This is a genomic window from Streptomyces sp. NPDC127100, from assembly GCF_042724095.1.
Taxonomy (GTDB): Bacteria; Actinomycetota; Actinomycetes; order Streptomycetales; family Streptomycetaceae; genus Streptomyces.
The window spans coordinates 104,010-130,716 of record NZ_JBHXFL010000017.1; the positions used below are offsets into that span (position 1 = coordinate 104,010).

The window sequence follows — 26,707 nt, forward strand, 5'->3', positions numbered from 1 at the left end:
TCCAGGATCGAGGGCATGCATGGATTCCTCACTTCCTCAATAGGCGTCACCTGCGCGGCCGCACTGGCCCTCCCGGTCACCGCCGCACCCGCGACGGCAACCGCCGCGGGAGCGGCGCCGGCATCCGCACCCGCCGGGGCGTACGTCCCCGGCAGCACCCAGTCGCTGCCGCTCACGCCCCTCGCCGGCGACCGCGCCCCCACCGCCCCCGGCACCGCCGAACAGGGCGTCACCCGCCGGGGCACCCGGCACTTCTCCCTGGTCGGCGTCGTCTGGGACGACCCGGCCACCGCCCTGCACGGCCGCGTCCAGGTCCGCACCCGCGCCACCGCCACCGGCGCCTGGTCCGCCTGGCAGGACCTCGACACGCACACCGCCGACCACGCCGCCGACCCGGGCACCGCCGAGAGCGCTTCGGGCCGGGTGCGCGGCGCCACCGCACCGCTGTGGGTGGGGGAGTCGAACGGCGTGGAGGTGCGGGTCCGCGCGGCGGACGAACGCGGCGGCGCCACGTCCCCGCTCCCCACCGGCCTGCGCCTCGAACTCGTCGACCCCGGCAAGGGCACCCCGCCGCGACCCCGCACGGACCCGGCGGCCGTCGGCCGCCCCCGCGCCACCGAGACCCCCGCACTGAGCCGCACCCGGACCGTGAGCGAGCTCCTCGCCCTCGGCGTCCTGACGGAGCGGCAGCGGGCCGAGCCGTACGTCGGCGCGCGCCCGGGCATCACCACGAGGCGCGGCTGGGGCGCGGACGAGAAGCTGCGCCGGAAGAAGCCCGTGTACACGAAGAAGGTGAAGGCGGCCTTCGTGCACCACTCGGCCACGGGCAACAACTACCGCTGCTCGCAGGCCCCGTCAGTCATTCGCGGTATCCACCGCTACCACGTCAAGAGCATGGGCTGGCGGGACATCGGCTACAACTTCCTCGTCGACAAGTGCGGAAAGATCTACGAGGGCCGGGCCGGGGGAGTGACGAAGCCGGTACTGGGTGCCCACACCATGGGGTTCAACTCCAACAGCATGGGAATCGCGGTCCTCGGCACGTACAGCTCGAAGAAGCCGTCGTCCGCCGCTGTCAAGGCCGTCGCCCGGCTCACCGCGTGGAAGCTCGGTCTCGCCGGCATGAATCCGCGCGGCAAGACATACCTGAAGTCCGGTGGTGGCAATCTCTACCGAAAAGGTAAGAACGTACGACTGAACGTCATCTCGGGTCACCGCGACGGCTTCGCCACGAGCTGCCCCGGCAAGCAGCTCTACCGCAAGCTCGGCACGGCCCGTTCCTCGGCGGCGAAGTACCAGGGCCGCTGAGGACGGAACACCGCACGGCCATCGAAGGCGCCAGGGAACGGTCTGCATACACTGGCCGGCCGAAAGACAGTTCGGCCGGTCCCGGCAGGAAGCAGAGACGACAGGTGACAGAAGCGATCCTCCTGGTCGGCGGTAAGGGCACGCGGCTGCGCCCGCTCACGGTGCACACCCCGAAGCCCATGGTCAGGGCGGCCGGGGTGCCGTTCCTCACCCATCAGCTGGCGCGGGCGAAGGCGGCGGGCGTCGAGCACATCGTGCTCGCGACGAGCTACCTGGCCGAGGTCTTCGAGCCCTACTTCGGCGACGGCTCGTCCCTGGGCCTCCACCTCGAGTACGTCACGGAGGAGGAGCCGCTCGGGACCGGCGGCGCGCTCCGCAACGTGGCGTCGCGGCTGCACTCGGGCCCCGACGAGCCCGTGCTCGTCTTCAACGGCGACATCCTGACGGGCCTGGACATCGGCGCGCTGGTGCGCACCCACGGGACGACGGGCGCGGACGTCTCCCTGCACCTGACGAAGGTGACGGACCCGAGGGCGTACGGCCTGGTCCCCACGGACGGCACGGGCCGGGTCCTGGCGTTCCTGGAGAAGCCCCAGACCCCGGAGGAGATCGTCACCGACCAGATCAACGCGGGGGCGTACGTCTTCCGCCGCTCGGTCATCGACACCATCCCGGCGGGCCGCCCGGTCTCGGTCGAACGGGAGACCTTCCCGGAGCTCCTCGCCACCGGAGCGCATCTCCAGGGCATGGTCGACTCCACGTACTGGCTCGACCTGGGCACCCCGGCGGCCTTCGTCCGCGGCTCGGCGGACCTCGTCCTCGGCCGCGCCCCGTCCCCGGCGGTACCGGGCCGCTGCGGTGACCGCCTGATCCTGCCCACGGCCATCGTCGCGCCCGACGCCAAACTGACCGGCGGCACGGTCGTGGGCGAGGGCGCCTTCGTCGCGGAGGGGGCGCGCGTCTTCGGCAGCACGATCCTGCCGGGCGCGGTCATCGAGCCGGGCGCCGTCATCACCGACTCCCTCATCGGCACCCGCGCCCGCGTCGGCACCCGCTCGGTCCTCACGGACACGGTCATCGGCGACGGCGCGGTCGTCGGCGCCGACAACGAACTCCGCTCCGGCGTCCGAGTCTGGTGCGACGCCCACATACCCCCGGCCTCCCTCCGCTTCTCCTCCGACGCCTGACCGAAGCCCGAGGGCGCAGCTGCGGGCAGTCGTGCCGGCGACCCACGCAGCCAAGGGCGTAGCTGCGGGCAGTCGTGCCTCCCCCAGTGCCTGAACGGCCTGGGAGGTGCCCCCAGGGGCGGCACGGGTGGGCGGTGGGGGTCCCCCCGCTCGAGCGAAGCCGAGAGTGGGGGAGGCACCCGTCAGCGCCGGGCCACGCGACCCACCCCCGCCCCGCACCAGCACCGGAGACCGGTCGACGCCCAGAAGGCACTCGCCCCGGCCCCGCCCCGTCAGATCCGCTCGATCCCCCGCGGAGCCATCCGCGGCGCCCGCCTCCCCGGCACCCGCCCACTCAACAGCACCAGCCGAGCCGCCCGATGCCGCTGCCCGGCATACGGCTCCAGCAGCCGCAGCATCACCGCGTCGTCCGCGTCCCGGTCCCCGCCCAGCGCGAACCCCACGATCCCCGGCAGATGCAGGTCCCCCACCGTCACCGCGTCCGGCGCCCCGTGACTGCGCTGCACGGTCTCCGCCGAGGTCCACGGCCCGATGCCGGACACGACCTCCAGCCGCGCCTGCGCCGCCGCCGGCTCCATCCGGGCCGCCTCCTCCATCCGCGCGGCGACCCGCACGGCCCGCAGGATCGTCGACGCCCGCTTGTTGTCCACCCCGGCCTTGTGCCACTCCCAGGACGGGATCAGCGCCCACGTCCGCGCCGCCGGCATCACGTGCATCCGCGCGGGCGCGGGCCCCGGCGCCGGTTCGCCGTACTTCCGTACCAGCACCCGCCACGCCTGGTACGCCTCCAGGGTGGTGACCTTCTGCTCCAGGATCGACGGGATCAGCGACTCCAGCACCAGCCCGGTCCGCGTCAGCCGCAGCCCCGGCCGCCGGTGCGAGGTGTGGGCCAGCAGCCGGTGCCGGGGCACGAACGCGGACGGGTCGTCGTCGGCGCCGAGCATCCGCGGCAGCTGCTCCAGCAGCCACTCCGCACCCGGCCCCCAGGCCTCGCCCCGCACCTCGCCGCCGCGCGCGGAGACCCGCAGCGTGCCCGGCCCGGCGGGCGTGAGGCTGGCCCGCCACACCGAGCCGTCGGGCGTCGTCCGGAAGGTCGGGTCACCAGGCCCGCGCCGCAGCGGCCCGAGGACCAGCCCCAGTTCCAGCGGTCCGTCCGGCACCCACACCCGCACCTTCCCGGGCGCGACGGCCTGCCGGGGCGCGGGCATCGCCCCCACGGGCACGACGGTCTCCCCGCCGCGCACCGTCGTACGCGTGGGCCGGGGAGCGAAACGTCCTGCCACGATGAAGCCCCTGGGACGGGAGAGGGAGAGGCCCCTGCGGAACGAGAGGCCTCTACGAGGGTAGAGCGTCACCCCGTCGCGGCGCGGCCGGGCGCCGGGACGGGCCCGCGGCACCACCCCCGCGCCGGACGGCACCGCCCCGGTACCGCCCCGCCCCTGACCTCACCGCACCTCGATGAACGCCTCCGCGTCCCGCTCCGCCCGCGGCCGGGGCTCCTCGGCGGGGTGGCCGACCGCGACGGCACCCATCGGGTCCCAGTCCTCCGGCAGCCCCAGGACCTCCCGCACGACGTCCCGGCAGAACATCGTCGAGGACACCCAGGCCGAGCCCAGCCGCTCCCCGGCGAGCGCGACGAGGAAGTTCTGCACGCCCGCGCCGGTGGCGACCACGAACATCTCCCGCTCGGCCGCGTCGCGCCGCGCGTCCCCGTAGGTGTGCGAGCCGTCCATGACCAGGCAGGGCACGACGAGGCAGGGCGCGTTGCGGAGCACGTCCCCGCGGCGCACCCGCTTGGCGATGGATTCCTCGCTCTTGCCGTCCCGCTCGAGGTCGGCGATCCAGGCGTCCCGCATGGCGTCGAGCAGCCGGGTGCGGGAGGCGGCGGACTCCAGCAGGACGAACCGCCACGGCGTCGTGTGGTGCGGCGCCGGCGCGGTGACCGCCGCGGCCACCGCCCGGCGTACGGCACCGGGGTCGACCGGCTCGTCCGTGAAGGCCCGCACGGTCCGCCGCTGGGTGACCGCCTGGCGCACCGCCTCCGACGTGCCGAGCCGGAACATGTCGTCGCGCGCGCCGCGCACCATGGCCCGCGCCCCCTCGCCGTCGTCCCCGGTCACCACCCCGGGCAGCCCGCTCACGACGGCGACGGGCAGCCCGGCGGCCTTGCCCTTGACCAGGTCGCCCGCGGCGGCGAGCTCGTCGGCGGTGGCGACGACGGTGGCGCCCAGCGGATTGCCGTGCGCGTCCGTGCCGCCGCGCAGGTCGTCGAGGACCCGCACGCCCGCGGCACCGATCGCCACGTCCGTGAGCCCGGCCCGCCACGGACGCCCGAAGGTGTCGGTGACGACCACGCCCACGTCCACGCCCAGCGTGTCCCGCAGGCCGTCGCGGATGGCCCGCGCGGACGCGTCCGGATCCTCGGGGAGCAGCAGCACCGTCCCGGCGGGAGTGTTGGAGGCGTCGACGCCGGCCGCCGCCATGACCAGGCCCTGACGGTTCTCGACGATGCGCAGCGCCCCGCGCCGGGCCACCACCCGTACCGTCTCGGCGTCAATCGCGGCCTCCCGGTCGGTGGCCCGTACGACACGGCCCTCCGCCTTGGAGACGATCTTGGAGGTGACGAGGAGCACGTCCCCGTCGGCCAGGCCGGGGTCGGCCGCGGCGATCAGCTTGGCCAGGTCGTCGCCCGGCTGCACCTCAGGCAGGCCGGGGACCGCCCGGACCCGGTATGCGGGAGCACCGTCGCTCACGTCTCCCGCACCTCCTCCGCCAGCGCCAGCGCCTCCCGGGCCATCTGCGCCGCGGCGTCGACGTCGGTCATCAGCAGCGGCACGGCGCGGCACAGGATGCCGGCCGCCCTGACCCGCGTCACGGCCTCGGCGTCGACCGTGTCGACCAGCCAGCCGTCGAGCAGGCCCGAGCCGTAGTGCTCGGCGACCGCGGCCGCCGTGGACTCCACGCCGACCGCCGCGAGGACCTTGTCGGCCATCCCGCGCACGGGCGCGTCCCCGACGATCGGGGAGAGGCCGACCACCGGCACCCCGGCGTCGGCGATCGCCTCCCGGATGCCGGGCACGGCGAGGATCGTGCCGATCGAGACGACCGGGTTGGACGGCGGGAAGAGGATCACGTCCGCCTCGGCGACGGCCTCCAGGACGCCGGGCGCCGGCTTCGACTGCTCCGCGCCGACCGGCACGACCGCCTCGGCGGGGACCGAGGCCCGCAGCCGCACCCAGTACTCCTGGAAGTGCACGGCCTTGCGCTCACCGTCCAGCTCGACGGCCACGTGCGTCTCGACGCGGTCGTCGGTCATCGGCAGGAGGCGCACGCCCGGCTTCCAGCGGTCGCACAGCGCCTCGGTCACCGCGCTGAGCGGATACCCGGCACCGATCATCTGCGTCCGCACGATGTGCGTGGCGAAGTCCCGGTCGCCCAGACCGAACCACTCCGGCCCGACGCCGTAGGCCGCGAGCTCCTCCTTGAGGTGGAAGGTCTCGTCGGCCCGCCCCCAGCCCTGCTCCTCGTTGATGCCCTCACCCAGCGTGTACATCACCGTGTCGAGGTCCGGGCAGACCTTCAGCCCGAAGAGGTGGATGTCGTCGCCGGTGTTGCCGATGACCGTGATGTCCGCGTCCGGCGCGGCCCGCTTCAGACCACGCAGGAACCGGGCACCACCGATGCCGCCTGCCAGAACCACAATGCGCATGCACCCAGTCTCGCAGGCGGCCACGACACTGCGTCAGCCAGTCGTCACAGCACCCCGGCTCCGGCCCCGGCGTCCGCGTCGTGCGGAGCGGCGGCCGAGCACCGCGCGGAGTGCATGGGCATCTCGGTGAGGCCGGGGTAGTAGACGTGCAGGCTGACCGCCGGCTCCAGCGTGTCGTTGGCGACCTCGTGCGCGTACCCCGGCGCGAACACCTTCTGCGTCCCCGCGCCAAGCACGCGCGTGCCGCGCTCCGTGCGCTCGGTCAGGGAGCCGTCCAGGACCGTCCACACACCCGAGGAGGGGCCGTGGTCGTGGCGCCCGCTGCCCTGCCCCGGCAGCCAGGACAGCAGCCAGACCTCGTAGCCGGGGCCGGTGCGCAGCCGGTGGTACCAGCGCGTCGTCGTGTCGTACTGCACGAGGTGCTCCCACTGGGAGCGGTCCGCGGCGAGGGAGCGGACCAGCCCGGCGAACTCGGCGACGGTGGCCGGGTGCTCGCGCGGTGCCTGGAGGAGGTGGGGGACTTCGAGGATGTCGCCGGCGATCTGGAGGTCGCTGTCGCTGTTCATGGGTGCGGTGGTTCCTCGGCGGAAGGGTGCGGGGAAATGCGGAGAGGAGCGAGACGCGAAGAACGCCCTGGTCGGGGCGTGGGATCACAGCCGGGTCGAGTGGACCCGGGTCAGCCGGAGCGTGGTCGGCTCAACAGCTGGAACAGCGGCGACAGCTACAGCGAGCGCGGGCAGCACCGTGGGACCCGGCGGTGCGGGTCGAGGCGAGTGCCAAGTTCGCGAGCATGCCCACAAGGACAGCGGCTCACACCAGCACTGTCAACTTGATGCCCGTGATGTGGGACGTGTTTCACCTCATCCGGTTCATCTCCGCGATGGAAGGTTTGCTCCTGGGGGTTCCGGGACACATGCGGCACAAGCCGGGCGCACAACCCCCGTTGCGATCCCGTGATCCGAATGTGATCCGGTTCGCTTCGGTGAGTGTGCCGGAACGAGCGCGAACGCCGAAGCGTCCTCCTCCGTACAGGCTCTGTGCGGAGGCGGGGGCTTCTGCGGCCTCGTTGGCATGTCAAGGTTTATGGCGATTTGAACACTTTCTGCAAGGCCTTGGTTCTGCAGAGTGAATAAGGGGCCTAATAGCAGATCTCGGCTTGACTCGCCCGGAGCAGCACACTTGTAATTTCACTCGTGTCGTTCAGTCGGAATCGATAACGGCTGGATCACGGGGACGTGAAGGACGGACGAGGGGCGCACATGACCGAGCTGGTGCAGCAACTGCTGGTCGACGACGCGGACGAGGAGCTCGGCTGGCAGGAGCGCGCACTGTGCGCCCAGACCGACCCCGAGTCCTTCTTCCCCGAGAAGGGCGGCTCCACCCGGGAGGCCAAGAAGGTCTGCCTCGCCTGCGAGGTCCGCTCCGAGTGCCTCGAGTACGCCCTGGCCAACGACGAGCGCTTCGGCATCTGGGGCGGACTGTCCGAGCGGGAGCGCCGCCGTCTGAAGAAGGCCGCCGTCTGACCCGGCGTCCGCTGCGGACCCCGGCCCACCGTCCGGCGAGCGGCGCACCCCGCGCGTACCCCACGACATGAACGGCCCCTCGCAGGCGGGTTGTCCACCGGCGGCGGGCCGTCGTCGTGCCCGCCCGTCTCCCGGCCGGCGCCCCTCGACGAGGCGCTTCGCGCCGCCCGGTTTGATCTGCCGATAGTGTGGGCGCTCGTCCGAGACGCCCCGCCGTTCCCCACAGGCACGGGTGTCCACCGCAGTCCACCGAACCGGGGCCCGTACCTCGATGTCCGTGCACAGCCACACGGCAGCCCAGCAAGACCTCGCTGCCGCACCTGAGTTCCCGCGCCACGTCGTGACGGCGGTCCTCGTCTCCCACGACGGCGCCCGCTGGCTGCCCGACGCTCTCGCCGGGCTGCTCGGCCAGGAGCGCCCCGTCCAGTACGCCGTGGCGGCCGACACCGGCAGCGCCGACGACTCCGCCCGGCTGGTCACCGAGGCCCTCGGCGACGACCGCGTGCTGCACCTCGCCCGGCGCACCGGCTTCGGCCAGGCCGTCGCCGAGGCCGAGCGCACCGCACCGCACCTGACCCCCGAGGACCTGGCATACCTGCGGCGGCCCAGCGGCTGGGACCCCGTCACGCGCACCTGGCGCGACGACGCCTACGACCTGCCCGAACTCCCGCACGGAGACCCGGTGCAGTGGCTGTGGCTGCTGCACGACGACTGCGCTCCCGAACCCGACGCCCTGGCCCAGCTGCTGCGCGTCGTCGACAACGAGTACGAACTCGGCCGCGAGGACGTCGCCGTCGTCGGCCCCAAACTCCGCGGCTGGTACGACCGCCGGCAACTGCTGGAGGTCGGCGTCTCCATCGCCAACTCCGGCCGCCGCTGGACCGGCCTGGACCGGCGTGAACAGGACCAGGGCCAGCACGACCACGTCCGGTCCGTGCTGTCGGTGTCCACCGCCGGCATGCTGATCCGACGTGACGTCTTCGAGCGGCTCGGCGGGTTCGACCGCCGGCTGCCTCTGATGCGCGACGACGTCGACCTGTGCTGGCGCGCGCACGCCGCCGGGCTGCGCGTGCTGGTCGCCCCGGAGGCGGTCGTACGCCACGCCGAGGCGGCCTCCCGGGAACGCCGCGCCGTCGACTGCGCGGGGCGCACCACCGCCTCCCCGCACAAGGTGGACAAGGCCGGCGCCGTCCACACCCTCCTGGTCAACGTCCGCACCGCCGCCCTGCCCTGGGTGCTGCTGCGCCTCGTCCTCGGCACGCTGCTGCGGACCCTCGCCTACCTCGTCGGCAAGGTCCCCGGCCAGGCGCTGGACGAGATCCGGGGCCTGCTGGGCGTCCTGCTCCGGCCCGAGCGCATCGTCGCGGGACGGCGCGAACGCGGGCGCCCGCAGGTCGAGAAGGACGAACTGCGCTCCCTGTTCCCGCCTCCCGGCGCGACCGTCCGCGTCACCGTCGAACAGATCGCGGGCAGCCTCGCCGGCAGCTCCGACGCCGAAGCGGCCGCGGGCGCCGGACGGCACGGCGGCGCCATCGAGTCCGGACCGGGCGGTGACGACGCCGACTTCCTCGAGATCGAGCAGTTCGCCCGCCTCAAGCGCATCGCCCGCAAACCCGGCCCGCTGCTCTTCGTGGTGCTGCTGCTCGTCTCCCTGGCCGCCTGCCGCGCACTCCTCGGCGGCGGCGCACTCGCGGGCGGCGCGCTGCTGCCCGCCCCGGCCGGCGCCGGCGAGCTGTGGTCGCGGTACGCGGACGCCTGGCACACCGTGGGCACCGGCGGCACCGCCTCCGCGCCGCCCTACCTGGCGATCGTCGCCACGCTCGCCTCCGTGCTGCTCGGCTCCACCGGACTGGCCGTCACCCTGATGCTGGTCTGCTCGGTGCCCCTCGCCGGCGTCACCGCGTACTTCGCCTCCCGTCCGCTCGTGCCCTCCCGGCTGCTGCGCGCCTGGGCGGCCGTCGCCTACGCCTTCCTGCCCGCGGCCACCGGCGCCCTCGCGGGCGGCCGCATCGGCACCGCCGTCCTCGCCGTGCTGCTCCCTCTCGCCGCGCGCGCGGGCGTCACCGCCGCCGGCCTGGCCGGCCAGGGCGGGGCGCGCGGCAGCTGGCGCGCCACCTGGGCGTACGCGCTGCTGCTGACCGTCACCACCGCCTTCACGCCCGTCGTGTGGCCCATCGCGCTGCTGCTCGGCATCGGTGTCCTGGTCCTGCGCCGTGGCGACATCACGGCGTACGGGCTGCGCCTCCTGGCCCAGCTCGGCACGCCCCTGCTGCTGCTCGCGCCCTGGTCGCTGTCGCTGCTGCCGTTCGGCTTCCTCGACGAGGCCGGCCTGGAGTACGGCTCCTCCGCCGCCTCCGCGCTCGACCTGCTCGGCGCCAGCCCCGGCGGCCCCGGCACGGTCGGCGGGCTGGTCCTCATCGGGCTCGTGGCCGCCGCGCTGGCCGCCCTGCTGCGCTCCGAGCGGCAGCGGGCGATCCGGGCGGCCTGGGCCGTCGTGCTGGTCGCCCTGGTCTTCGCGGTCCTGTCGAACCGGTCCGCCTGGGCCGGCCCGGCCACTCTCGTCTACGGCATCGCCCTGCTGGCCGCGGCCGTGCTGGGCGCCGACGGAGCGCGCTCGCGCGTCGCCGAGCAGAGCTTCGGCTGGCGTCAGCCGGTCGCCGCGCTCATCGCCCTCGCGTCGGCCGTCGGCCCGCTGATCGCCGCCGCCGGCTGGATGATCGGCGGCGCGGACGGGCCTCTGGAGCGCCGCGACCCCGTGCAGGTGCCCGCGTTCGTCGCCGAGGACAGCGTCACCCGCGACCAGGCCCGCACCCTCGTCCTCGACAGCGACTCCGCCGCCCATGTGAGCTACATGCTGGTCCGCGGCGCCGGGGTCCGCCTCGGCGACGGCGAACTGGCCGCCGGCGGGGGGAACACCCGGCTCGACAAGGTCGTCGCCAACCTCGTGGCCGGCTCCGGCGCCGACCAGGCCGACCAGCTCGGCGGCTTCGCCGTGCGCTACGTCCTCGTGCACAAGGGAGCCCCCCACGACGTCGTCCGCGTCCTGGACGCCACGCCGGGCCTGAGGCGGCTCAGCCAGCAGGACGGCAGCGGGCTGTGGCAGGTGGAGCGGGACGTCGCGCGCGCGACCGTCGTGCCGGGCGGCGACGCCAAGGGCGAGCCGCAGCCCGTCGCCGCCGGAGCCGTGGAGATCCACACGAAGATCCCGGCCGGCTCCGAGGGGCGCGTGCTGCGCCTCGCCGACACCGCCGCCGACGGCTGGACGGCCACCCTCGACGGCAAGCCGCTCACCCGCACCACGGTCGACGGCTGGGCCCAGGGCTTCGAACTCCCCGCCGCCGGCGGCCGGCTGGACGTCACCTACGACGACCCGTTCACCCACACCGCCTGGCTGTGGGCCCAGGGCCTGCTCGCCGTCGTGCTCGTGGTGCTCGCCCTGCCCGGCCGGCGCCGCGACGTCGACGACGACCTGCCCGACGAGCCGGTCGTCCCCGCCCAGGCGGTCGCCGGCGAGGGACGCAGGGCGCGCCGGCTGCGGGCCCAGGCGGAGGCCGAGGCGGAGGCCGGCGACGGCACCGGGACGGAGGCCGGCACGGCTGAAGACCCCGCCGCGCCCCCCGTACCGCCGCAGGAGCCGCCGGTGACGATCCCCCAGCAGGCGCCCGGCGACTGGGAACAGGCCGGCTACCAGGACGCCGAGTACGGCTCCTACGGCACGTACGGCGAGCGGTACCAGGACGCCCAGCAGCAGTACGACCCGGCCGCCTACGGGCAGCAGCCGTACGGGACGGACCCCTACCAGGGCGCCCAGCCCACCCAGGCTGCCCAGGACGGTCAGTACGAGGGCCAGTACCACGCGGGCGGGTACGACCCGTACGCCTACGGCGACCCGGCCGGGTCCGGCACCTACGACCCGGCGTACGACCCGGCGTACGGCCAGGGTGGATACGACACGCCGTACGACCCTTCCCAGGCCCACCAGCAGCCCCACGGCCCGGGCAGTGAGCGCCCCGACGGGAGCCAGCAGTGAACCGCACCACCCTGTCCCTGATCGCCGGCGCCACCGCGCTCGCCGCCGTCACCGGATTCGCGGCGCTCTCCACGCCCGACGCCTCCGGCGCGGACCCCGCCGGCGCGGCGGCCGCGCGGCTGCCCGTGGAGCGGACCAGTCTGCTGTGCCCGGTGCCCAGCACCTCCGACCTGGCCGAGACGACGTACACGTCGTTCACGCCCGTCACCCGGGGCACCGACGCCAAGGGCTCGGCCCAGCTCGCCCCCGCCGCGGCGGAGCAGAGCGGGGCAAGCGGCGAAAGCGGGGACAGGCAGGGCGGGAAGGCCGGGGACAAGGCCGGGAAACCCGTCGTCCAGCCCAAGGCCCCCGGCACCCCGGTCACCGCGAGGACCACCGGCGCCGACAAGCCCGCGCTCGTCGGCACCGCGGAGGGGAGCTACGCCCCCGGCTGGACGGTGCAGGCCACCACCGAGGTCGCCGCCGGCACGGGCCGCGGCCTGCTGGGCGTCAACTGCACCGCGCCGGACACCCAGTTCTGGTTCCCCGGCGCCGCCACGACGGCGGACCGCACCGACTACGTGCACCTGACGAACCCCGACGACGCGGCGGCCGTCGTCGACATCGAGCTCTACGGCAAGGACGGCGCCGTGAAGTCGTCGGTGGCGGACGGCATCACGGTGCCCGCCCACGCCAGCGAGTCGATCCTGCTGTCCACGCTCGTCGACGCGCAGGAGGCCGACCTCACCGTGCACGTCGGCGTGCGCAGCGGGCGGGTCGGCGCCACGGTGCAGGCCCTCGACGACAAGACCGGCGGCGACTGGCTGGCCGCGGCCACGGACCCGGCGGGCAGCCTGGTGCTGCCGGGCATCCCCAAGGACGCCACGGCCGTCCGCCTGGTGCTGTTCACGCCCGGTGACACCGACGCCGACCTGAAGGTGCGGCTCGCCTCACCGAACGGGCTGATCACGCCCGCCGGGCACGAGACGGTGCGCGTCAAGGCGGGCATGACGACGGGCATCGACCTCGGCGAGGTCACGCGGGGCGAGGCGGGCTCGCTGGTGCTGACGCCGGCGAGCCGGTCCGTGCCGGTCGTCGCCGCGCTGCGGGTGGTCCGGGGCAAGGGCGCGGCGCAGGAGACGGCGTTCATCCCCGCCTCCGGCCCGGTCGGGGCGCGCGCGACCGCGGTGGACAACCGCGCCAAGGGCACCACCCTGTCCCTGACCGCACCCGGCCAGGCCGCACAGGTGAAGGTCACGGCGTCGGCGGGCAGCGAGGGCGGCACGACGGCCTCCCGGACGTACACGATCAAGGGCGGCACCACGCAGGACGTGCAACTGCCGGTCCCGGCGGGCCTGAAGGGCACCTACGCCCTGACGGTCGAGCCCGTGTCCGGCGGCCCCGTGTACGCGGCCCGCACCCTGACCCAGCCGGAGAACGACGACGCGGCGGCCTTCACGGTCCAGACCCTCCCGGACGACCGGGGGATGGTCGCGGTCCCGGAGGCGGAGGAGGATCTGTCGGTGCTGCAGAGGTGACGGGTCCCGGCCCGGGAACCCGGGCCGCCGCTCAGTCCTCCCCGTACCGCGGATCCACCGTCTCCGGTGTGAGCCCGAGCAGTTCCGCGACCTGCTCGACGACCACCTCGTGCACAAGCGCCGCCCGCTCGTCCCGCCCCTTGGTGCGGATCTCGACCGGCCGCCGGTAGACGACCACGCGCCCCCGCCGCCCGTCCCGCGCGGGCACCGTGCCGCCCAGCGGCACCGCCTCGTCGTTCCAGACCTGCCCGGCCCCCTCCAGTCGCGGCACCTCGAGGACGTGGAAGTCGATGTCGGCGAGCTGCGGCCACCGCCGCTCCAGGCGCTCGACGGAGTCCTGCACCAGGTCCGCGAACAGGTCGGCGCGGCTGGCGGCGAGCGGTACCTGCGGTGGTGCGATCGGGCCGCGCATGCCCCGGCCGTGGCGATCACGACGGCGGGGTCCTGGGCGGCCGGCCTCACGGGGCGTCACGGGGTTGTCCATCACTGGTGAAGGGTAGTCCTCGGGACGTCCGCGCGCCGTACCCCGCACGACACACCGGCGCCCGTCGCGGTACCCCGTACGGCAGACCGGCGGGCGACCGTTCCGGCCAAGATGGGGCTCGATTCCGTATCTCTCCGTGACCATGGATCTCATGGCAAATGTCGCTGTTTGTATCAGCTTATGACCGCCTCCGGGCCGGCCAGGCAGCTCGAGAATCGGCGTCGACGCAGGTCAGGCCGGTACGTCCGGTGGCGGCCGTGACCCGTCTCACATCGCGACACGGTGGTGTGACCTGGCGGGGGATCGTCGCGGCCCGCTCAAGAGTGCGGTACCGTCCAACATCGTGAGCCCTGTACGTCGCTGTTCGCGCACCGCCTGCGGCCGTCCCGCCGTCGCGACGCTGACGTACGTCTACGCCGACTCGACCGCGGTCCTCGGCCCGCTCGCCACCTACGCCGAGCCCCACTGCTACGACCTGTGCGCCGAGCACTCCGAGCGCCTCACCGCCCCGCGCGGCTGGGAGGTCGTCCGGCTCCTCGACGGTTCGGCCCCGGCCCGGCCCAGCGGCGACGACCTGGAAGCGCTCGCCAACGCCGTGCGCGAGGCCGCCCGTCCCCAGGAGCGCGCGGCGGGAGCCGGCGGCGGGGCGCGATCGGCCGACCCGATGGAGGTCGCGCGCCGCGGTCACCTGCGCGTACTGCGCTCGCCGGACAACTGAGCCCCACCCGCTCCCGGCGCCGCCGCGCCATGGTCACCGGCACCCTCCACCGAACATCCTTCCCGCACACCCATTGACGTCTCCTTGTCGCGGACACGACCATTCCGGAAGTCGTGAGAAAACGCTTTCGCATGGCGGAATCCGGGGAGGCGCCCGTGTACGTCCAGGAACTCGAACCCCTCGGGGACTCCCTCGGCCTGTCCGCCCTGGTGGCGGCCCTGCCCCTGGTGATCGTCCTCGTCCTGCTCGGCGGCGTCCGCATGAAGGCGCACCTGGCGGGCCTCGCCGGCCTCCTGGCGGCGGTGCTCGTCGCCTGGCTCGCGTACGGCATGCCGCTGGACCAGACGTTCTCGAGCGCAGCACAGGGCGCCGTCTTCGGGCTCTTCCCCATCCTGTGGATCGTCGTCAACGCCCTCTGGGTCTACCGGATGACCGTCCACACCCGGCACTTCGACATCCTGCGCCGCTCCTTCGGCAGGCTCTCCGACGACCCGCGCATCCAGGCACTGGTCGTCGCCTTCTGCTTCGGCGCCCTGCTGGAGGCCCTCGCCGGCTTCGGGGCGCCCGTCGCGATCTGCTCGGTCATGCTCGTCGCGCTCGGCTTCGACCCGGTGCGCGCGGCCGTCGTGTCGCTGGTCGCCAACACCGCACCGGTCGCCTTCGGCGCCATGGGCACCCCCGTGGTCACGCTGGCCCAGGTCACCGGGCTGCCGCTGGACGACGTCGCCTCCGTGGTGGGCCGCCAGACACCCCTGCTCGCCCTCGTCGTCCCGCTGCTGCTGGTCGGCCTGGTGGACGGGCGGCGCGGACTGTGCGAGACCTGGGTGCCCGCCCTGGCCTGCGGAACGGCCTTCGCCGTCGCCCAGTTCGCCGCCTCCAACTACGTCTCCGCCCAGCTCGCCGACATCGGCGCCGCCCTGCTCGGCGCGGGCGCCCTGGTCGCCGTGCCGCAGGCCCGCAGGCCGGCCCCCGAACCCGTCCGGGCCTCGGTGCTGACCGGGGCCCGCAGCGAGGAACTCGACGAGGACGACCCCCGCCGCGAGGTGCTGCGCGCCTACGCGCCGTACGCCCTGATCGTCGCCGTCTTCTCGGTCGCGCAGATCCCGCCGGTCAAGGACTGGCTGGCCGGGGCCACCCGGACCTTCGACTGGCCGTTCCTGGACGTCGCGGATCCGCGGGGCGAGCCCGTCGGCGGCAACGTCTTCTCCTGGCCGGTCGTCTCCACCGGCGGCACCCTCGTGCTCCTCGCCGGGCTGGCCACGGCCGTCGTCCTCGGCGTCCACGCGCGCGTGGCCGTCAGGGAGTGGCTCGCGACCGTGCGCGAGCTGCGGTACGCGATCCTCACCGTCACCTCCGTGCTGGCCCTCGCCTACGTCATGAACCTCTCCGGACAGGCCGCCACCATCGGCCACTTCGTCGCCGCGGCCGGCGCCGGACTCGCCTTCCTCTCCCCGGTGCTCGGCTGGTTCGGCGTCGCCGTCTCCGGCTCCGACACCTCCGCCAACGCCCTCTTCGGCGCCCTCCAGGTGACCGCCGCGCGGGAGTCCGGCCTGTCGCCGGAGCTGCTGGCCGCCGCGAACAGCTCGGGCGGCGTCCTCGGCAAGATGATCTCCCCGCAGAACCTCACCATCGCCTGCGCCGCCGTCGGCCTCGCCGGCCGCGAGGGCGACCTGCTGCGCAAGGTGCTTCCGTGGAGCCTCGGCCTGCTGCTGGTCATGTGCCTGATCGTGGTCGGACAGTCCACCCCGGTCCTGGGCTGGATGCTGCCCTGACCCGTGCGCGTGCGTACGGGTAGTTTGTGGGCTCCGACAGGACTTTCAGGAAGGTTGGCCGTGGCTGCTGATCTGTCGCAGATCGTGAAGGCGTACGACGTACGCGGTGTGGTCCCGGACCAGTGGGACGAGTCGCTGGCCGAGCTGTTCGGCGCGGCCTTCGTCGAGCTGACCGGCGCGGACGCCGTCGTGGTCGGCCACGACATGCGGCCCTCCTCCCCGGGCCTGTCCGGCGCCTTCGCACGCGGGGCGGCCGCCCAGGGCGCCGACGTGACCGAGATCGGCCTGTGCTCCACCGACCAGCTCTACTACGCCTCCGGCGCGCTGGACCTGCCGGGCGCCATGTTCACGGCCTCGCACAACCCCGCCCGCTACAACGGCATCAAGCTGTGCCGCGCCGGCGCGGCGCCCGTCGGCCAGGACACCGGCCTAGCGGAGATCCGCGCCCTCGTGGAGCGCTGGAGCACGTCCGGCGCCCCCGAACCCGCCTCCCGTCGGGGCACGGTCACCCGCCGCGACACGCTCGCCGACTACGCGGCCCACCTGCGGTCCCTCGTCGACCTCACCTCCATCAGGCCCCTCAAGGTCGTCGTCGACGCCGGCAACGGCATGGGCGGCCACACCGTCCCGACGGTCTTCGAGGGCCTGCCCCTCGACCTGGTGCCGATGTACTTCGAGCTGGACGGCACCTTCCCCAACCACGAGGCCAACCCGCTCGACCCGGCCAACCTCGTCGACCTCCAGAAGCGCGTCCGCGAGGAGGGCGCCGACCTCGGTCTCGCCTTCGACGGCGACGCCGACCGCTGCTTCGTCGTCGACCGGAACGGCGACCCGGTCTCCCCGTCCGCGGTCACCGCCCTCGTCGCCGCCCGCGAACTCGCCCGCAACGGCGGCAAGGGCACCGTCATCCACAACCTGATCACGTCCTGGTCCGTGCCCGAGGTCGTGCGGGAGAACGGCGGCACCCCGGCACGCACGCGCGTGGGCCACTCCTTCATCAAGGCCGAGATGGCCCGGACCGGCGCCATCTTCGGCGGCGAGCACTCCGCGCACTACTACTTCCGTGACTTCTGGAACGCCGACACGGGCATGCTGGCCGCCCTCCACGTCCTCGCCGCCCTCGGCGAGCAGGACGGCCCGCTGTCCGCCCTCGTCGCCCAGTACGACCGCTACGCCGGCTCCGGCGAGATCAACTCCACCGTCGCCGACCAGGCGGACCGCCTCGCCGCCATCCGCGCCGCCTACGAGGGCCGCGACGACGTCACCCTCGACGAGCTGGACGGCCTGACCGTCACCGCGGCCGACTGGTGGTTCAACGTCCGGCCGTCCAACACGGAGCCCCTGCTGCGCCTGAACGCGGAGGCCCGCGACGAGGCGACGATGACGAGGATCCGCGACGAGGCCCTGAAGATCATCCGCGCCTGACGGCGCCCTCCCGTCGGAGCCGCGGGCAGTCGTGCCTCCCCCAGTGCCTGAACGGCCTGGGAGGTACGCCCAGGGCGACACGGGTGGGCGGTGCGGGAGGCGCCCGGCTCGCGCCGGTCCGCTCACCCACCCCGCCCCCCGTCGCCCCCGCCCCGCACCCCGCCGGAGCCCTCACCGGGCCGAACCCCGCCCCCCGCACAGGGCCACCCACCGGCGGTACCCTGACCAGCACATCCACACAAGCCCCACCGCCCCCGAAGGGAACCCCCCATGCCGCTCGAAGCCGGCCTCCTGGAGATCCTCGCCTGCCCCGCCTGCCACGCTCCCCTCAAGGAGCAGGACGCGGAGCTGATCTGCACCGGCCAGGACTGCGGTCTGGCGTACCCGATCCGCGACGGCATCCCCGTCCTCCTCGTCGACGAGGCCCGCCGCCCCGGATAGACAGCCGCCAAGGCGCCCGCGCAACCGAACGAACGCCCCGGCGATCGGAGACTGCCGCCATGCTCGACGAATCGCTCCTCGACGCCCCGGAGGGCCTCGCCGAGGCCGACCGCCGCGGCCTCCTCCGCGGCGCCGCCGAGGCCGGTGCCCGCGTCCGCACCGCCGCCCGGCTCGCCGCCGAGGCCGGCGTCGGCAACCTCAAACCGGACGGCCGCCCCCGCGCCGTCCTCATCGCCGGTCCCGGGGCCGCTGCCACCCACGCCGCCGACCTCCTCGGCACGCTGGCCGGCGCCGGCAGCCCCGTCACCCGCCTCGCCCCCACCGGTGTCGCGGCCGCCGCGGGCGCCCTGCGCTGGGAACTGCCCGGCTGGGCCGGCTCCGTGGACCTGCTGCTGATCGCCACTCCCGACGGCGCCGAACCGGGCCTGTCCCTGCTCGCCGAACAGGCCTACCGCCGCGGCTGCACGGTCGTCGCAGTGGCCCCCGACCGCTCCCCGCTCAGCGAGTCGGTGAACGGCTCCCACGGCCTGTTCATCCCCATGGCGACCGCCCCCTACGACCACGACGAGCCGCTCGCCGGCGCCGCCCCCGGCGTCCTGTGGGCTCTGCTCACCCCGCTGCTCGCGCTGCTGGACCGCACCGGTCTGCTGGACGCGCCGCCCGACGCCGTAGGGAAGGTCGCCGACCGCCTCGACCAGGTCGCCGAACGCTGCGGACCCGCCGTCGTGACCTACAGCAACCCCGCCAAGACACTGGCGGCCGAGCTGGCCGACTCCCTCCCCGTCGTCTGGACCGAGGGCACCTCCGCCGGACCGGCGGGCCGCCGCTTCGCCGCCGCGCTCGCCGAACTCTCCGGCACCCCCGCCGTCGTCGCCGAACTGCCCGAGGCACTCGCGGCGCACAACGCCCTGCTCGCCGGCCGCCTCGCCGCCGCCGCCGACCCCGACGACTTCTTCCGCGACCGCGTCGAGGAGGCGCCCGCCCTGCACGCGCGCGTGGTGCTGCTGCGCGACCGCCCCGGCGGCGGCCTCACCGCCGCCCCCGCCGCCCGCGACCTGGCGCTCGGCCACGACACGCCCATCAGCGAGCTCGAGCCGGAGGCGGGCGGCGAACTGGAGACCCTCGCCGAGCTGATCGCCATCACGGATTTCGCCGCCGTTTACCTGGCGCTCGCTTCCGGCGCCTGATCTCGTACGCACAGCACACGCACCAGCACGAGCTACCAGCACCGCGCACGCACCGGCAGAGAGAGCCCATGGACCGCCTCGACAACACCGTCCGCCCCTACGCATGGGGTTCCACCACCGCGATCCCGACCCTGCTCGGCACCGAGCCGACCGGCGAACCGCAGGCGGAGATGTGGATGGGCGCCCACCCCGGCGCCCCCTCCCGCACCGGCCGGGGCACCCTCGCACAGGTCGTCGCCGCCGACCCCGAGAAGGAACTCGGCGCCGCCTCCGTCGCCAGGTTCGGCCCGCGGCTGCCGTTCCTCCTCAAGCTCCTCGCCGCGGGCGCCCCGCTCTCCCTCCAGGTCCACCCCGACCTGGCCCAGGCCCAGGAGGGCTACGCGGACGAGGAGCGCCGCGGCGTCCCCCTGGACGCCCCGCACCGCAACTACAAGGACGCCAACCACAAGCCCGAACTGGTCTGCGCCCTCACCGAGTTCGACGGCCTGTGCGGCTTCCGCGCCCCCACCGGGACCGCCGACCTCCTCGACGGGCTCGGCGTCGCCTCCCTCAAGCCCTACGTCGACCTGCTCCGCGCCCACCCCGAGGACGCCGCCCTGCGCGAGGTCCTCACCGCGATCCTCACGGCCGACCCCGAGGAGATGTCCCGCACGGTCGCCGAGACCGCGGCCGCCTGCGAACGCCTCGGCGGCCCCTACGCCCCGTACGCCGGCATCGCCCACCACTACCCGGGCGACCCCGGCGTCCTCGCCGCCCTGCTCCTCAACCACGTCCGGCTCCAGCCCGGCGAGGCCCTGTACCTGGGCGCCGGCATCCCGCACGCCTACCTGAACGGCCTCGGCGTCGAGATCATGGCCAACTCCGACAACGTCCTGCGCTGCGGCCTGACCCCCAAGCACGTCGACGTCCCCGAACTCCTGCGCATCGTCCGCTTCGAGCCCGGCGACCCCGGCATCCTCCGCCCGGAGGCGTCCCCCGACGGCGAAGAGGTCTACGACACCCCGACCGACGAGTTCCGCCTCTCCCGCTACGTCCTCCCCGAGGGCACCGCCCCCCACGACCTCACCCTCCCCGCGCCGCAGATCCTGCTGTGCACGGCGGGCTCCGTGCGGGCGGGCGAGCACGACCTGACCCCCGGCCGGTCCGTCTTCGTCCCGGCGGGCGAAAAGGCCGAAGTGTCCGGTGGCGGCACGCTCTTCCGCGCCACCGTGCGTGTCTGACGGGAAAGCGGCAACCCGGTCGGGCGCACCGGTGCCCCGCCGGGCTGCAACAATGACCCACCGCAAAGGACGGGCAAAGCCGATCACCGGCGGGCAACCCGGCGGCGCACACACGCAGGCGAAGGCGAAGGGACAACGCGACACATGAGCGCGTCAGGCGGCACCAAAGCGATCGTGGCGGCACTCGGCGCCAACCTCGCGATCGCTGTATCGAAATTCGTGGCGTTCCTCTTCAGCGGCTCGTCGTCGATGCTCGCCGAGGCCGTGCACTCGCTCGCGGACTCCGGCAACCAGGCACTGCTCCTGGTCGGCGGCAAGAAGGCGCAGCGCGAGGCCACCCCGCAACACCCCTTCGGCTACGGCCGCGAGCGCTTCATCTACGCCTTCCTCGTCTCCATCGTGCTCTTCTCGGTCGGCGGCATGTTCGCCCTCTACGAGGGCTACGAGAAGATCAAGCACCCGCACGAACTCGAGCACTGGTACTGGCCGGTGGGCGTCCTCGTCTTCGCGATCATCGCCGAGGGCTTCTCCTTCCGCACCGCCATCAAGGAGTCGAACACCCTGCGGGGCAAGCAGTCCTGGACGGAGTTCGTCCGCCGCGCCAAGGCTCCCGAGCTGCCGGTCGTCCTGCTCGAGGACTTCGGCGCGCTCATCGGCCTGGTCCTCGCCCTCGGCGGCGTCGGCCTCGCCCTGCTCACCGGCGACGGCGTCTGGGACGGCATCGGCACCCTGTGCATCGGCGTCCTGCTCATCCTGATCGCGCTCGTCCTGGCCGCCGAGACGAAGTCCCTGCTGCTCGGCGAGTCCGCGGGCGCCGAGAACCTCCGCAAGATCGAGACCGCGACCGTCGACGGCGACACCGTCACCCGCATCATCCACATGCGCACCCTCCACCTCGGGCCCGAGGAACTCCTCGTCGCCGCCAAGATCGCCGTGCGGCACGACGAGACGGCCGCCGAGGTCGCCGCCGCCATCGACGCCGCCGAGGCCCGCATCCGCGAGGCCGTCCCGATCGCCCGCGTCATCTACCTCGAACCGGACATCTACAGCGAGTCCGAGGCCGCCAAGGGCTCCGACCGCGAAGCCACCCCCGGCGGCCCGGCCACCGGCCACCACTGACACCGCCTTGCTCCATTCGACCGGGGCCCGCCGAACTCTCGGCGGGCCCCGGTCGCGCTCCGCCCACCCGCGGAACGGCCGGAAGTCTGCGGAGGCGGACTGGGGACGCGGGGTCCAGCGGTGTAGCTTGGGACGGAGCCAGACGTCGCTGCTGATGGCGGTCGGGCGGTCCCAGGACGGACCGGCCGAGGGAGAGAGGGCCTCCGACGGACTGCGCTGCGCGTACGCGGGCATGCCTGTGTCCTCTTCGGGGCACCCCTGTGTCCGCCGCCGCGCAGGTCAGCCGTAATCACCTCGATCCCAACCCGAGGAGCAGTCCGTAATGACGACTGTCGACAACCGACAGGACTTCAAGGTCGCCGACCTCTCCCTGGCCGCGTTCGGCCGCAAGGAGATCACCCTCGCCGAGCACGAGATGCCGGGCCTGATGGCGATCCGCAAGGAGTACGCCGACGCCCAGCCCCTCGCCGGCGCCCGCGTCACCGGCTCCCTGCACATGACCGTGCAGACCGCCGTGCTCATCGAGACCCTCGTCGCCCTCGGCGCCGAGGTCCGCTGGGCCTCCTGCAACATCTTCTCCACCCAGGACCACGCGGCCGCCGCCATCGCCGTCGGCCCGAACGGCACGCCCGACGACCCGCAGGGCGTCCCCGTCTTCGCCTGGAAGGGCGAGACCCTCGAGGAGTACTGGTGGTGCACGGAGCAGGCGCTGACCTGGCCGAACACCCCCACCGGCGGCCCGAACATGATCCTGGACGACGGCGGTGACGCCACCCTCCTCGTCCACAAGGGCGTCGAGTACGAGAAGGACGGCAAGGTCCCCTCGCCCGACACCGCCGAGTCCGACGAGCACCGCGTCATCCTCGAACTCCTCACCCGCACGGTCGCCGAGAGCCCGCAGAAGTGGACCCAGCTGGCGTCCGAGATCCGCGGCGTGACCGAGGAGACCACCACCGGCGTCCACCGCCTGTACGAGATGCACCGCGACGGCACCCTGCTGTTCCCGGCGATCAACGTCAACGACGCCGTGACCAAGTCGAAGTTCGACAACAAGTACGGCTGCCGCCACTCCCTGATCGACGGCATCAACCGGGCCACGGACGTCCTGATCGGCGGCAAGACCGCCGTCGTCTGCGGCTACGGCGACGTCGGCAAGGGCTGCGCGGAGTCCCTGCGCGGCCAGGGCGCCCGCGTGATCGTCACCGAGATCGACCCGATCTGCGCCCTGCAGGCGGCGATGGACGGCTACCAGGTCACGACGCTGGACGAGGTCGTCGACAAGGCCGACATCTTCGTCACCACGACCGGCAACAAGGACATCATCATGGCCTCGGACATGGCCAAGATGAAGCACCAGGCCATCGTCGGCAACATCGGCCACTTCGACAACGAGATCGACATGGCCGGCCTCGCCCGGATCCCCGGCATCGTCAAGGACGAGGTCAAGCCGCAGGTCCACACCTGGACCTTCCCCGACGGCAAGGTCCTCATCGTCCTCTCCGAGGGCCGCCTGCTGAACCTGGGCAACGCCACCGGCCACCCGTCGTTCGTGATGTCCAACTCGTTCGCGGACCAGACCCTGGCCCAGATCGAGCTGTTCACCAAGCCCGACGAGTACCCGACCGACGTCTACGTGCTGCCCAAGCACCTCGACGAGAAGGTCGCCCGCCTCCACCTCGACTCCCTCGGCGTCAAGCTGACCACGCTCCGCCCGGAGCAGGCCGACTACATCGGCGTCAAGGTCGAGGGCCCCTACAAGGCGGACCACTACCGCTACTGAGTCACCGGCTCCTCCGAGGCAGGCCCCCGCACCCCCGTGCCGGGGGCCTGCCCCATGAGCGCCGCGTCCGCATCAGCGGCCGGACGAGCCCGTCACCACCCAGGACACCCATGCCCCGCGGCCGTTATTCGCTCCACGATCCGCACGATCACACCCCCCTCGCGGAAGAACACTTCCAGTGCGCCCCCGGCCCCTCCGGCTGGCGCTACGTCTCCCGGCGGACCACGCCCACCGGAGACCACCTCGGCTCCGTCGACCTCGCCCTCGACGAACTCGGCCGCCCCATCCGTCTCGAACTCCACGCCGCCGACTGGCAGGTCCGCGGCGCGGCCATCGACGGCGTCACCTGGGTCCGGACCGACCCCACCGGGGTACACGCCACCGAAGGCAATGCGCGCGCCCACGCCTTCACCGGTACGTCCCCCGCCTTCCTCGTCGCCACCGCCCGACTCCTGCGCCTCACCCCCTTCGCACCGGCCACCCGCCTGCGGCTCGTCGCCCTCACGGACCCGGTCCTCGCCCCCCGCACCCTGGACCAGTCCTGGGCCTTGGTGAACAGAGAAGCACACGCCACTGACAGCGGGTCACTCACCGTGGACGAATACCAGGTCACAGCCCTGGACACAGGTGAACAGCACGCCGTGCACATCGCCGGCGACGTGGTGCTCGCGGCCCCCGGCATCGAGCTGGAGGACCTGGAGTCACCGCCGTCCGTCTTCCCCTCGCAGGAACCGGGAGCGGACACGTGACCCCGTGACACGGCGGGCGGGACGGGACGGCGGCGACCGCTACTCCGGCGGCACGAACCCGGTGGCGGGCCGCTCACCCCGCGGCGCGTCCTCCGGTACCACCGGCGGCCGGGAACCGTGCGCCGCCCCCGCCGGAGGCACGACCGGCGGAGTCACCGGCGACACCGGTGACGGATACGCCACCGACGGCTGAGGCGCGGCCGGCATCGCGGTAGGTGTCCCGCCCCCGGGCGCACCGCCGCCGAAGGCCCGCCGGGCCTCCCGGGCCTGCCGTTCCTGCAACACCGCCGCCAGATACGCCGCCGGCGGGACACCGTGCGGCGCCGGAGCCCCCGTACGGGTCGCGACGTCGGAGGCGAGCCGTTCCGCCATGGTCCGGGCGACCTGGGGATCGAGTTGCCCCATCCGTGCCAGGTACTGACGCACGGCGAGCCACAGACCGTCCGGCACCGCGGACAGGTCGAGCTCCGAGAACCGCCCCGCCAGCCACGGCGGAGGCGGAGGCAGAAAACCGGCGGGCGCGACCGGCACCCGTTCCCGCACGACGAGCGTCCCCGCGAAGACGTCCCCGAGGCGGCGCCCCCGCGCCGACACCAAGGAAGCGATGCAGGCCACCACACCGAGCGTCAGCAGGATCTCCACGACCCCGATCAGGCCCCGCACCAGCGCGTGCCGGAACCGGATCGGCCCCCCGTCGTCCCGCACCACCCGCAGCCCGCACGCCAACTTCCCCAGCGACCGGCCGTGACTGAGCGTCTCCACCGCGATCGGCGCACCCACCAGCACCAGGACGAAGACGGCAAGGGACAGCGCCGTCTGGGCCGCCGCGTCCAACGACGAGGTGGACGCCACCAGAGCGACGGTCCCCACCACGTAGGCGGCCACGGCCACCGCCAGATCGAGCAGGACGGCCAGCGCCCTGCTGGGCAGCTTCGCGGGACGCAGCTCCAGCGCCACGGCCTCGCCCGTCACCAGCTCACTCACGCCTGACGCCCTTCCCCTGGCTGCCCCCGTCCCCGCCAGTCTGCCAAGCTGAGGACGCACCGCGCCGCGGTACGACAAGCTGATCCACGACGAGCCGCCGACGATAGCCGAGGAGCAGGCACCCCGATGGACCTCGACGTCTTCGTCTCCGCCCACCGGGCGGAGTGGGACCGCCTCGACACCCTGCTGCGGCGCCGGCGCCGGCTCACCGGTGCCGAGACCGACGAACTCGTCGCCCTCTACCAGCGCACGGCCACCCATCTGTCCCTCATCCAGTCGAGTGCCCCCGACCCGCAGCTGACCGGACGGCTCAGCCAACTGGTGGCACGCGCGCGCAGTGCCGTCACGGGCACCCGCCGGGCCTCCTGGCGGGACGTCGCCCGCTTCCTCACGCAGCAGTTCCCGGCCGCCGTCTACCGGGCACGCCACTGGTGGGTCCCCACCGCACTCCTGTCGACCGCCGTCGCGGCACTCCTCGGCTGGTGGATCGGCTCCCACCCGGAGGTGCAGTCCACCATCGCGGCCCCGAGCGAACTGCGCGAGCTCACCCGCCCCGGCGGCCAGTACGAGACGTACTACTCCAGCCACCCGGCGGCGTCCTTCGCCGCGCAGGTCTGGACGAACAACGCCTGGGCCGCCGCGCTCTGCCTGATCCTGGGCGTCTTCCTGGGGCTGCCGGTCATCTGGATCCTGTTCCAGAACATGCTCAACCTCGGCGTCGGGTTCGGCCTCATGTCGTCGGCCGGCCGCCTCGACACCTTCCTAGGCCTGGTCCTGCCCCACGGCCTGCTCGAGCTGACGGCCGTGTTCGTGGCGGCCGGCACCGGGATGCGGCTCGGCTGGACCCTCGTCGACCCCGGCCCCCGCACCCGGCGCACCGCCCTCGCCGAAGAGGGCCGGGCCGCCATCGGAATGGCGATCGGCCTCGCCCTGGTGCTGTTCGTCTCCGGCGCGATCGAAGGCTTCGTCACCCCGTCCGGCCTGCCCACCTGGGCACGCATCACCATAGGAATCGCGGCCGAAGTGGCGTTCCTGGCCTACGTGTACGTGCTCGGCGGCCGTGCCGTGCGCGCCGGCGACACGGGCGACGTCGAGGCGGCCGAACGCAGCGCCACCGTGCCGACGGCCGCCTGATGTGCATCAGCCCCTGAGGAGCTGCTAGTGTCCTCTTCGTTCCCGCAAGAGCCGTTGACACGGAGCTGGCGGGGAGGTAGATTTGAACAGTTGCCTGTAGATGGGGTTACCCCAGAGGGCGACGGTGAACATCTACTCGCTTCCTCCCGGATCATCGAATTCGGAGAAGCCATCCCCCGATTAATCGGAAATGAACGGCCGGTCAGACCGGCCCGGAACATCTGATAAAGTCGGAACCGCCGGAAAGGGAAACGCGAAAGCGGGAACCTGGAAAGCACCGAGGAAATCGGATCGGAAAAGGATCTGATAGAGTCGGAAACGCAAGACCGAAGGGAAGCGCCCGGAGGAAAGCCCGAGAGGGTGAGTACAAAGGAAGCGTCCGTTCCTTGAGAACTCAACAGCGTGCCAAAAGTCAACGCC

21 protein-coding genes are annotated in these 26,707 nt (G+C 73.5%); 15 read left to right on the plus strand and 6 right to left on the minus strand.

What is annotated here, in order from left to right; genetic code table 11:
- Positions 1-15 precede the first annotated feature (15 nt).
- Both ACFWJB_RS18245 and ACFWJB_RS18250 read left to right on the plus strand, forming a co-directional pair.
- Complete coding sequence (locus ACFWJB_RS18245; protein WP_386923290.1) at positions 16-1,308, plus strand: peptidoglycan recognition protein; 1,293 nt, start codon at positions 16-18, stop codon at positions 1,306-1,308.
- A gap of 104 nt (positions 1,309-1,412) precedes the next feature.
- Positions 1,413-2,495: a sugar phosphate nucleotidyltransferase gene (locus ACFWJB_RS18250; RefSeq protein WP_386923292.1), complete on the plus strand. Its 1,083-nt coding sequence runs from the start codon at positions 1,413-1,415 to the stop codon at positions 2,493-2,495.
- Between the two features lie 272 nt (positions 2,496-2,767).
- Here ACFWJB_RS18250 and ACFWJB_RS18255 read toward each other — a convergent pair whose 3' ends face one another.
- The 4 genes from ACFWJB_RS18255 to ACFWJB_RS18270 all read right to left on the minus strand — a co-directional run bounded on the left by ACFWJB_RS18255 (position 2,768) and on the right by ACFWJB_RS18270 (position 6,770).
- The gene (locus tag ACFWJB_RS18255; RefSeq protein ID WP_385461244.1) at positions 2,768-3,778 is read right to left on the minus strand and encodes a DNA-3-methyladenine glycosylase family protein; all 1,011 of its coding nucleotides are present in this window, start codon (positions 3,776-3,778) and stop codon (positions 2,768-2,770) included.
- Positions 3,779-3,940: 162 nt separating this feature from the next.
- On the minus strand, positions 3,941-5,248 hold the full coding sequence (locus ACFWJB_RS18260) for a coenzyme F420-0:L-glutamate ligase (protein ID WP_386923294.1): 1,308 nt from the start codon (positions 5,246-5,248) through the stop codon (positions 3,941-3,943).
- The gene (cofD, locus tag ACFWJB_RS18265) at positions 5,245-6,204 is read right to left on the minus strand and encodes a 2-phospho-L-lactate transferase (protein WP_385461238.1); all 960 of its coding nucleotides are present in this window, start codon (positions 6,202-6,204) and stop codon (positions 5,245-5,247) included. Before cofD ends, ACFWJB_RS18260 begins: the two co-directional genes overlap by 4 nt.
- Positions 6,205-6,248: 44 nt before the next feature.
- Positions 6,249-6,770: a cysteine dioxygenase gene (locus tag ACFWJB_RS18270; protein WP_385461235.1), complete on the minus strand. Its 522-nt coding sequence runs from the start codon at positions 6,768-6,770 to the stop codon at positions 6,249-6,251.
- A 693-nt stretch (positions 6,771-7,463) separates the two neighbouring features.
- Between ACFWJB_RS18270 and ACFWJB_RS18275 the strand changes: the two genes are divergently transcribed.
- The 3 genes from ACFWJB_RS18275 to ACFWJB_RS18285 all read left to right on the plus strand — a co-directional run bounded on the left by ACFWJB_RS18275 (position 7,464) and on the right by ACFWJB_RS18285 (position 13,274).
- A complete protein-coding gene (locus ACFWJB_RS18275) occupies positions 7,464-7,727 on the plus strand; it encodes a WhiB family transcriptional regulator (protein ID WP_003975777.1) in 264 nt (87 codons plus the stop codon).
- 271 nt (positions 7,728-7,998) lie between these two features.
- Positions 7,999-11,757 carry a glycosyltransferase family 2 protein gene (locus tag ACFWJB_RS18280; protein ID WP_386923297.1) on the plus strand — a complete coding sequence of 1,253 codons (3,759 nt, stop codon included), beginning with the start codon at positions 7,999-8,001 and terminating at the stop codon, positions 11,755-11,757.
- Positions 11,754-13,274 carry a DUF5719 family protein gene (locus ACFWJB_RS18285; RefSeq protein WP_386923299.1) on the plus strand — a complete coding sequence of 507 codons (1,521 nt, stop codon included), beginning with the start codon at positions 11,754-11,756 and terminating at the stop codon, positions 13,272-13,274. Before ACFWJB_RS18280 ends, ACFWJB_RS18285 begins: the two co-directional genes overlap by 4 nt.
- Positions 13,275-13,305: 31 nt before the next feature.
- Here ACFWJB_RS18285 and ACFWJB_RS18290 read toward each other — a convergent pair whose 3' ends face one another.
- Complete coding sequence (locus ACFWJB_RS18290) at positions 13,306-13,758, minus strand: metallopeptidase family protein (protein ID WP_385461306.1); 453 nt, start codon at positions 13,756-13,758, stop codon at positions 13,306-13,308.
- A gap of 343 nt (positions 13,759-14,101) precedes the next feature.
- On the opposite strand from ACFWJB_RS18290, the gene ACFWJB_RS18295 reads away from it, so the two are divergent.
- From ACFWJB_RS18295 to ACFWJB_RS18335, 9 genes are all read left to right on the plus strand, one after another.
- Entirely contained in the window at positions 14,102-14,476 is a 375-nt protein-coding gene (locus ACFWJB_RS18295; protein WP_216353433.1) for a DUF3499 domain-containing protein, read from the plus strand.
- Positions 14,477-14,631: 155 nt separating this feature from the next.
- Positions 14,632-16,248, plus strand: a complete 1,617-nt coding sequence (locus tag ACFWJB_RS18300) for an L-lactate permease (protein WP_386923316.1) — start codon at positions 14,632-14,634, stop codon at positions 16,246-16,248.
- A gap of 60 nt (positions 16,249-16,308) precedes the next feature.
- Positions 16,309-17,673 carry a phosphomannomutase/phosphoglucomutase gene (locus tag ACFWJB_RS18305; RefSeq protein ID WP_386923301.1) on the plus strand — a complete coding sequence of 455 codons (1,365 nt, stop codon included), beginning with the start codon at positions 16,309-16,311 and terminating at the stop codon, positions 17,671-17,673.
- 270 nt (positions 17,674-17,943) lie between these two features.
- On the plus strand, positions 17,944-18,114 hold the full coding sequence (locus tag ACFWJB_RS18310) for a Trm112 family protein (protein WP_385461222.1): 171 nt from the start codon (positions 17,944-17,946) through the stop codon (positions 18,112-18,114).
- A 59-nt stretch (positions 18,115-18,173) separates the two neighbouring features.
- Positions 18,174-19,301: an SIS domain-containing protein gene (locus ACFWJB_RS18315; RefSeq protein ID WP_385461219.1), complete on the plus strand. Its 1,128-nt coding sequence runs from the start codon at positions 18,174-18,176 to the stop codon at positions 19,299-19,301.
- A 68-nt stretch (positions 19,302-19,369) separates the two neighbouring features.
- Positions 19,370-20,521, plus strand: a complete 1,152-nt coding sequence (gene manA / locus ACFWJB_RS18320) for a mannose-6-phosphate isomerase, class I (RefSeq protein WP_385461216.1) — start codon at positions 19,370-19,372, stop codon at positions 20,519-20,521.
- Positions 20,522-20,665: 144 nt separating this feature from the next.
- Complete coding sequence (locus ACFWJB_RS18325; RefSeq protein WP_385461213.1) at positions 20,666-21,640, plus strand: cation diffusion facilitator family transporter; 975 nt, start codon at positions 20,666-20,668, stop codon at positions 21,638-21,640.
- A 322-nt stretch (positions 21,641-21,962) separates the two neighbouring features.
- A complete protein-coding gene (gene ahcY / locus ACFWJB_RS18330) occupies positions 21,963-23,420 on the plus strand; it encodes an adenosylhomocysteinase (protein ID WP_385461210.1) in 1,458 nt (485 codons plus the stop codon).
- A gap of 110 nt (positions 23,421-23,530) precedes the next feature.
- Entirely contained in the window at positions 23,531-24,169 is a 639-nt protein-coding gene (locus tag ACFWJB_RS18335) for a hypothetical protein (RefSeq protein WP_385461207.1), read from the plus strand.
- A 39-nt stretch (positions 24,170-24,208) separates the two neighbouring features.
- Here ACFWJB_RS18335 and ACFWJB_RS18340 read toward each other — a convergent pair whose 3' ends face one another.
- On the minus strand, positions 24,209-25,153 hold the full coding sequence (locus ACFWJB_RS18340) for an RDD family protein (protein ID WP_386923305.1): 945 nt from the start codon (positions 25,151-25,153) through the stop codon (positions 24,209-24,211).
- Between the two features lie 126 nt (positions 25,154-25,279).
- Between ACFWJB_RS18340 and ACFWJB_RS18345 the strand changes: the two genes are divergently transcribed.
- Positions 25,280-26,287: a stage II sporulation protein M gene (locus ACFWJB_RS18345; RefSeq protein ID WP_386923307.1), complete on the plus strand. Its 1,008-nt coding sequence runs from the start codon at positions 25,280-25,282 to the stop codon at positions 26,285-26,287.
- Positions 26,288-26,707 lie beyond the last annotated feature (420 nt).

What these genes read in the sequence shown, in the direction of transcription:
- ACFWJB_RS18245 (WP_386923290.1), top strand. Translation starts at nt 16, where the DNA reads ATGCATGGATTCCTCACTTCCTCAATAGGCGTCACCTGCGCGGCCGCA.
- cofD (WP_385461238.1), bottom strand. Translation starts at nt 6,204, where the DNA reads ATGCGCATTGTGGTTCTGGCAGGCGGCATCGGTGGTGCCCGGTTCCTG.
- ACFWJB_RS18270 (WP_385461235.1), bottom strand. Translation starts at nt 6,770, where the DNA reads ATGAACAGCGACAGCGACCTCCAGATCGCCGGCGACATCCTCGAAGTC.
- ACFWJB_RS18275 (WP_003975777.1), top strand. Translation starts at nt 7,464, where the DNA reads ATGACCGAGCTGGTGCAGCAACTGCTGGTCGACGACGCGGACGAGGAG.
- ACFWJB_RS18280 (WP_386923297.1), top strand. Translation starts at nt 7,999, where the DNA reads ATGTCCGTGCACAGCCACACGGCAGCCCAGCAAGACCTCGCTGCCGCA.
- ACFWJB_RS18290 (WP_385461306.1), bottom strand. Translation starts at nt 13,758, where the DNA reads ATGGACAACCCCGTGACGCCCCGTGAGGCCGGCCGCCCAGGACCCCGC.
- ACFWJB_RS18310 (WP_385461222.1), top strand. Translation starts at nt 17,944, where the DNA reads ATGCCGCTCGAAGCCGGCCTCCTGGAGATCCTCGCCTGCCCCGCCTGC.
- ACFWJB_RS18315 (WP_385461219.1), top strand. Translation starts at nt 18,174, where the DNA reads ATGCTCGACGAATCGCTCCTCGACGCCCCGGAGGGCCTCGCCGAGGCC.
- manA (WP_385461216.1), top strand. Translation starts at nt 19,370, where the DNA reads ATGGACCGCCTCGACAACACCGTCCGCCCCTACGCATGGGGTTCCACC.
- ACFWJB_RS18325 (WP_385461213.1), top strand. Translation starts at nt 20,666, where the DNA reads ATGAGCGCGTCAGGCGGCACCAAAGCGATCGTGGCGGCACTCGGCGCC.
- ahcY (WP_385461210.1), top strand. Translation starts at nt 21,963, where the DNA reads ATGACGACTGTCGACAACCGACAGGACTTCAAGGTCGCCGACCTCTCC.
- ACFWJB_RS18335 (WP_385461207.1), top strand. Translation starts at nt 23,531, where the DNA reads ATGCCCCGCGGCCGTTATTCGCTCCACGATCCGCACGATCACACCCCC.
- ACFWJB_RS18345 (WP_386923307.1), top strand. Translation starts at nt 25,280, where the DNA reads ATGGACCTCGACGTCTTCGTCTCCGCCCACCGGGCGGAGTGGGACCGC.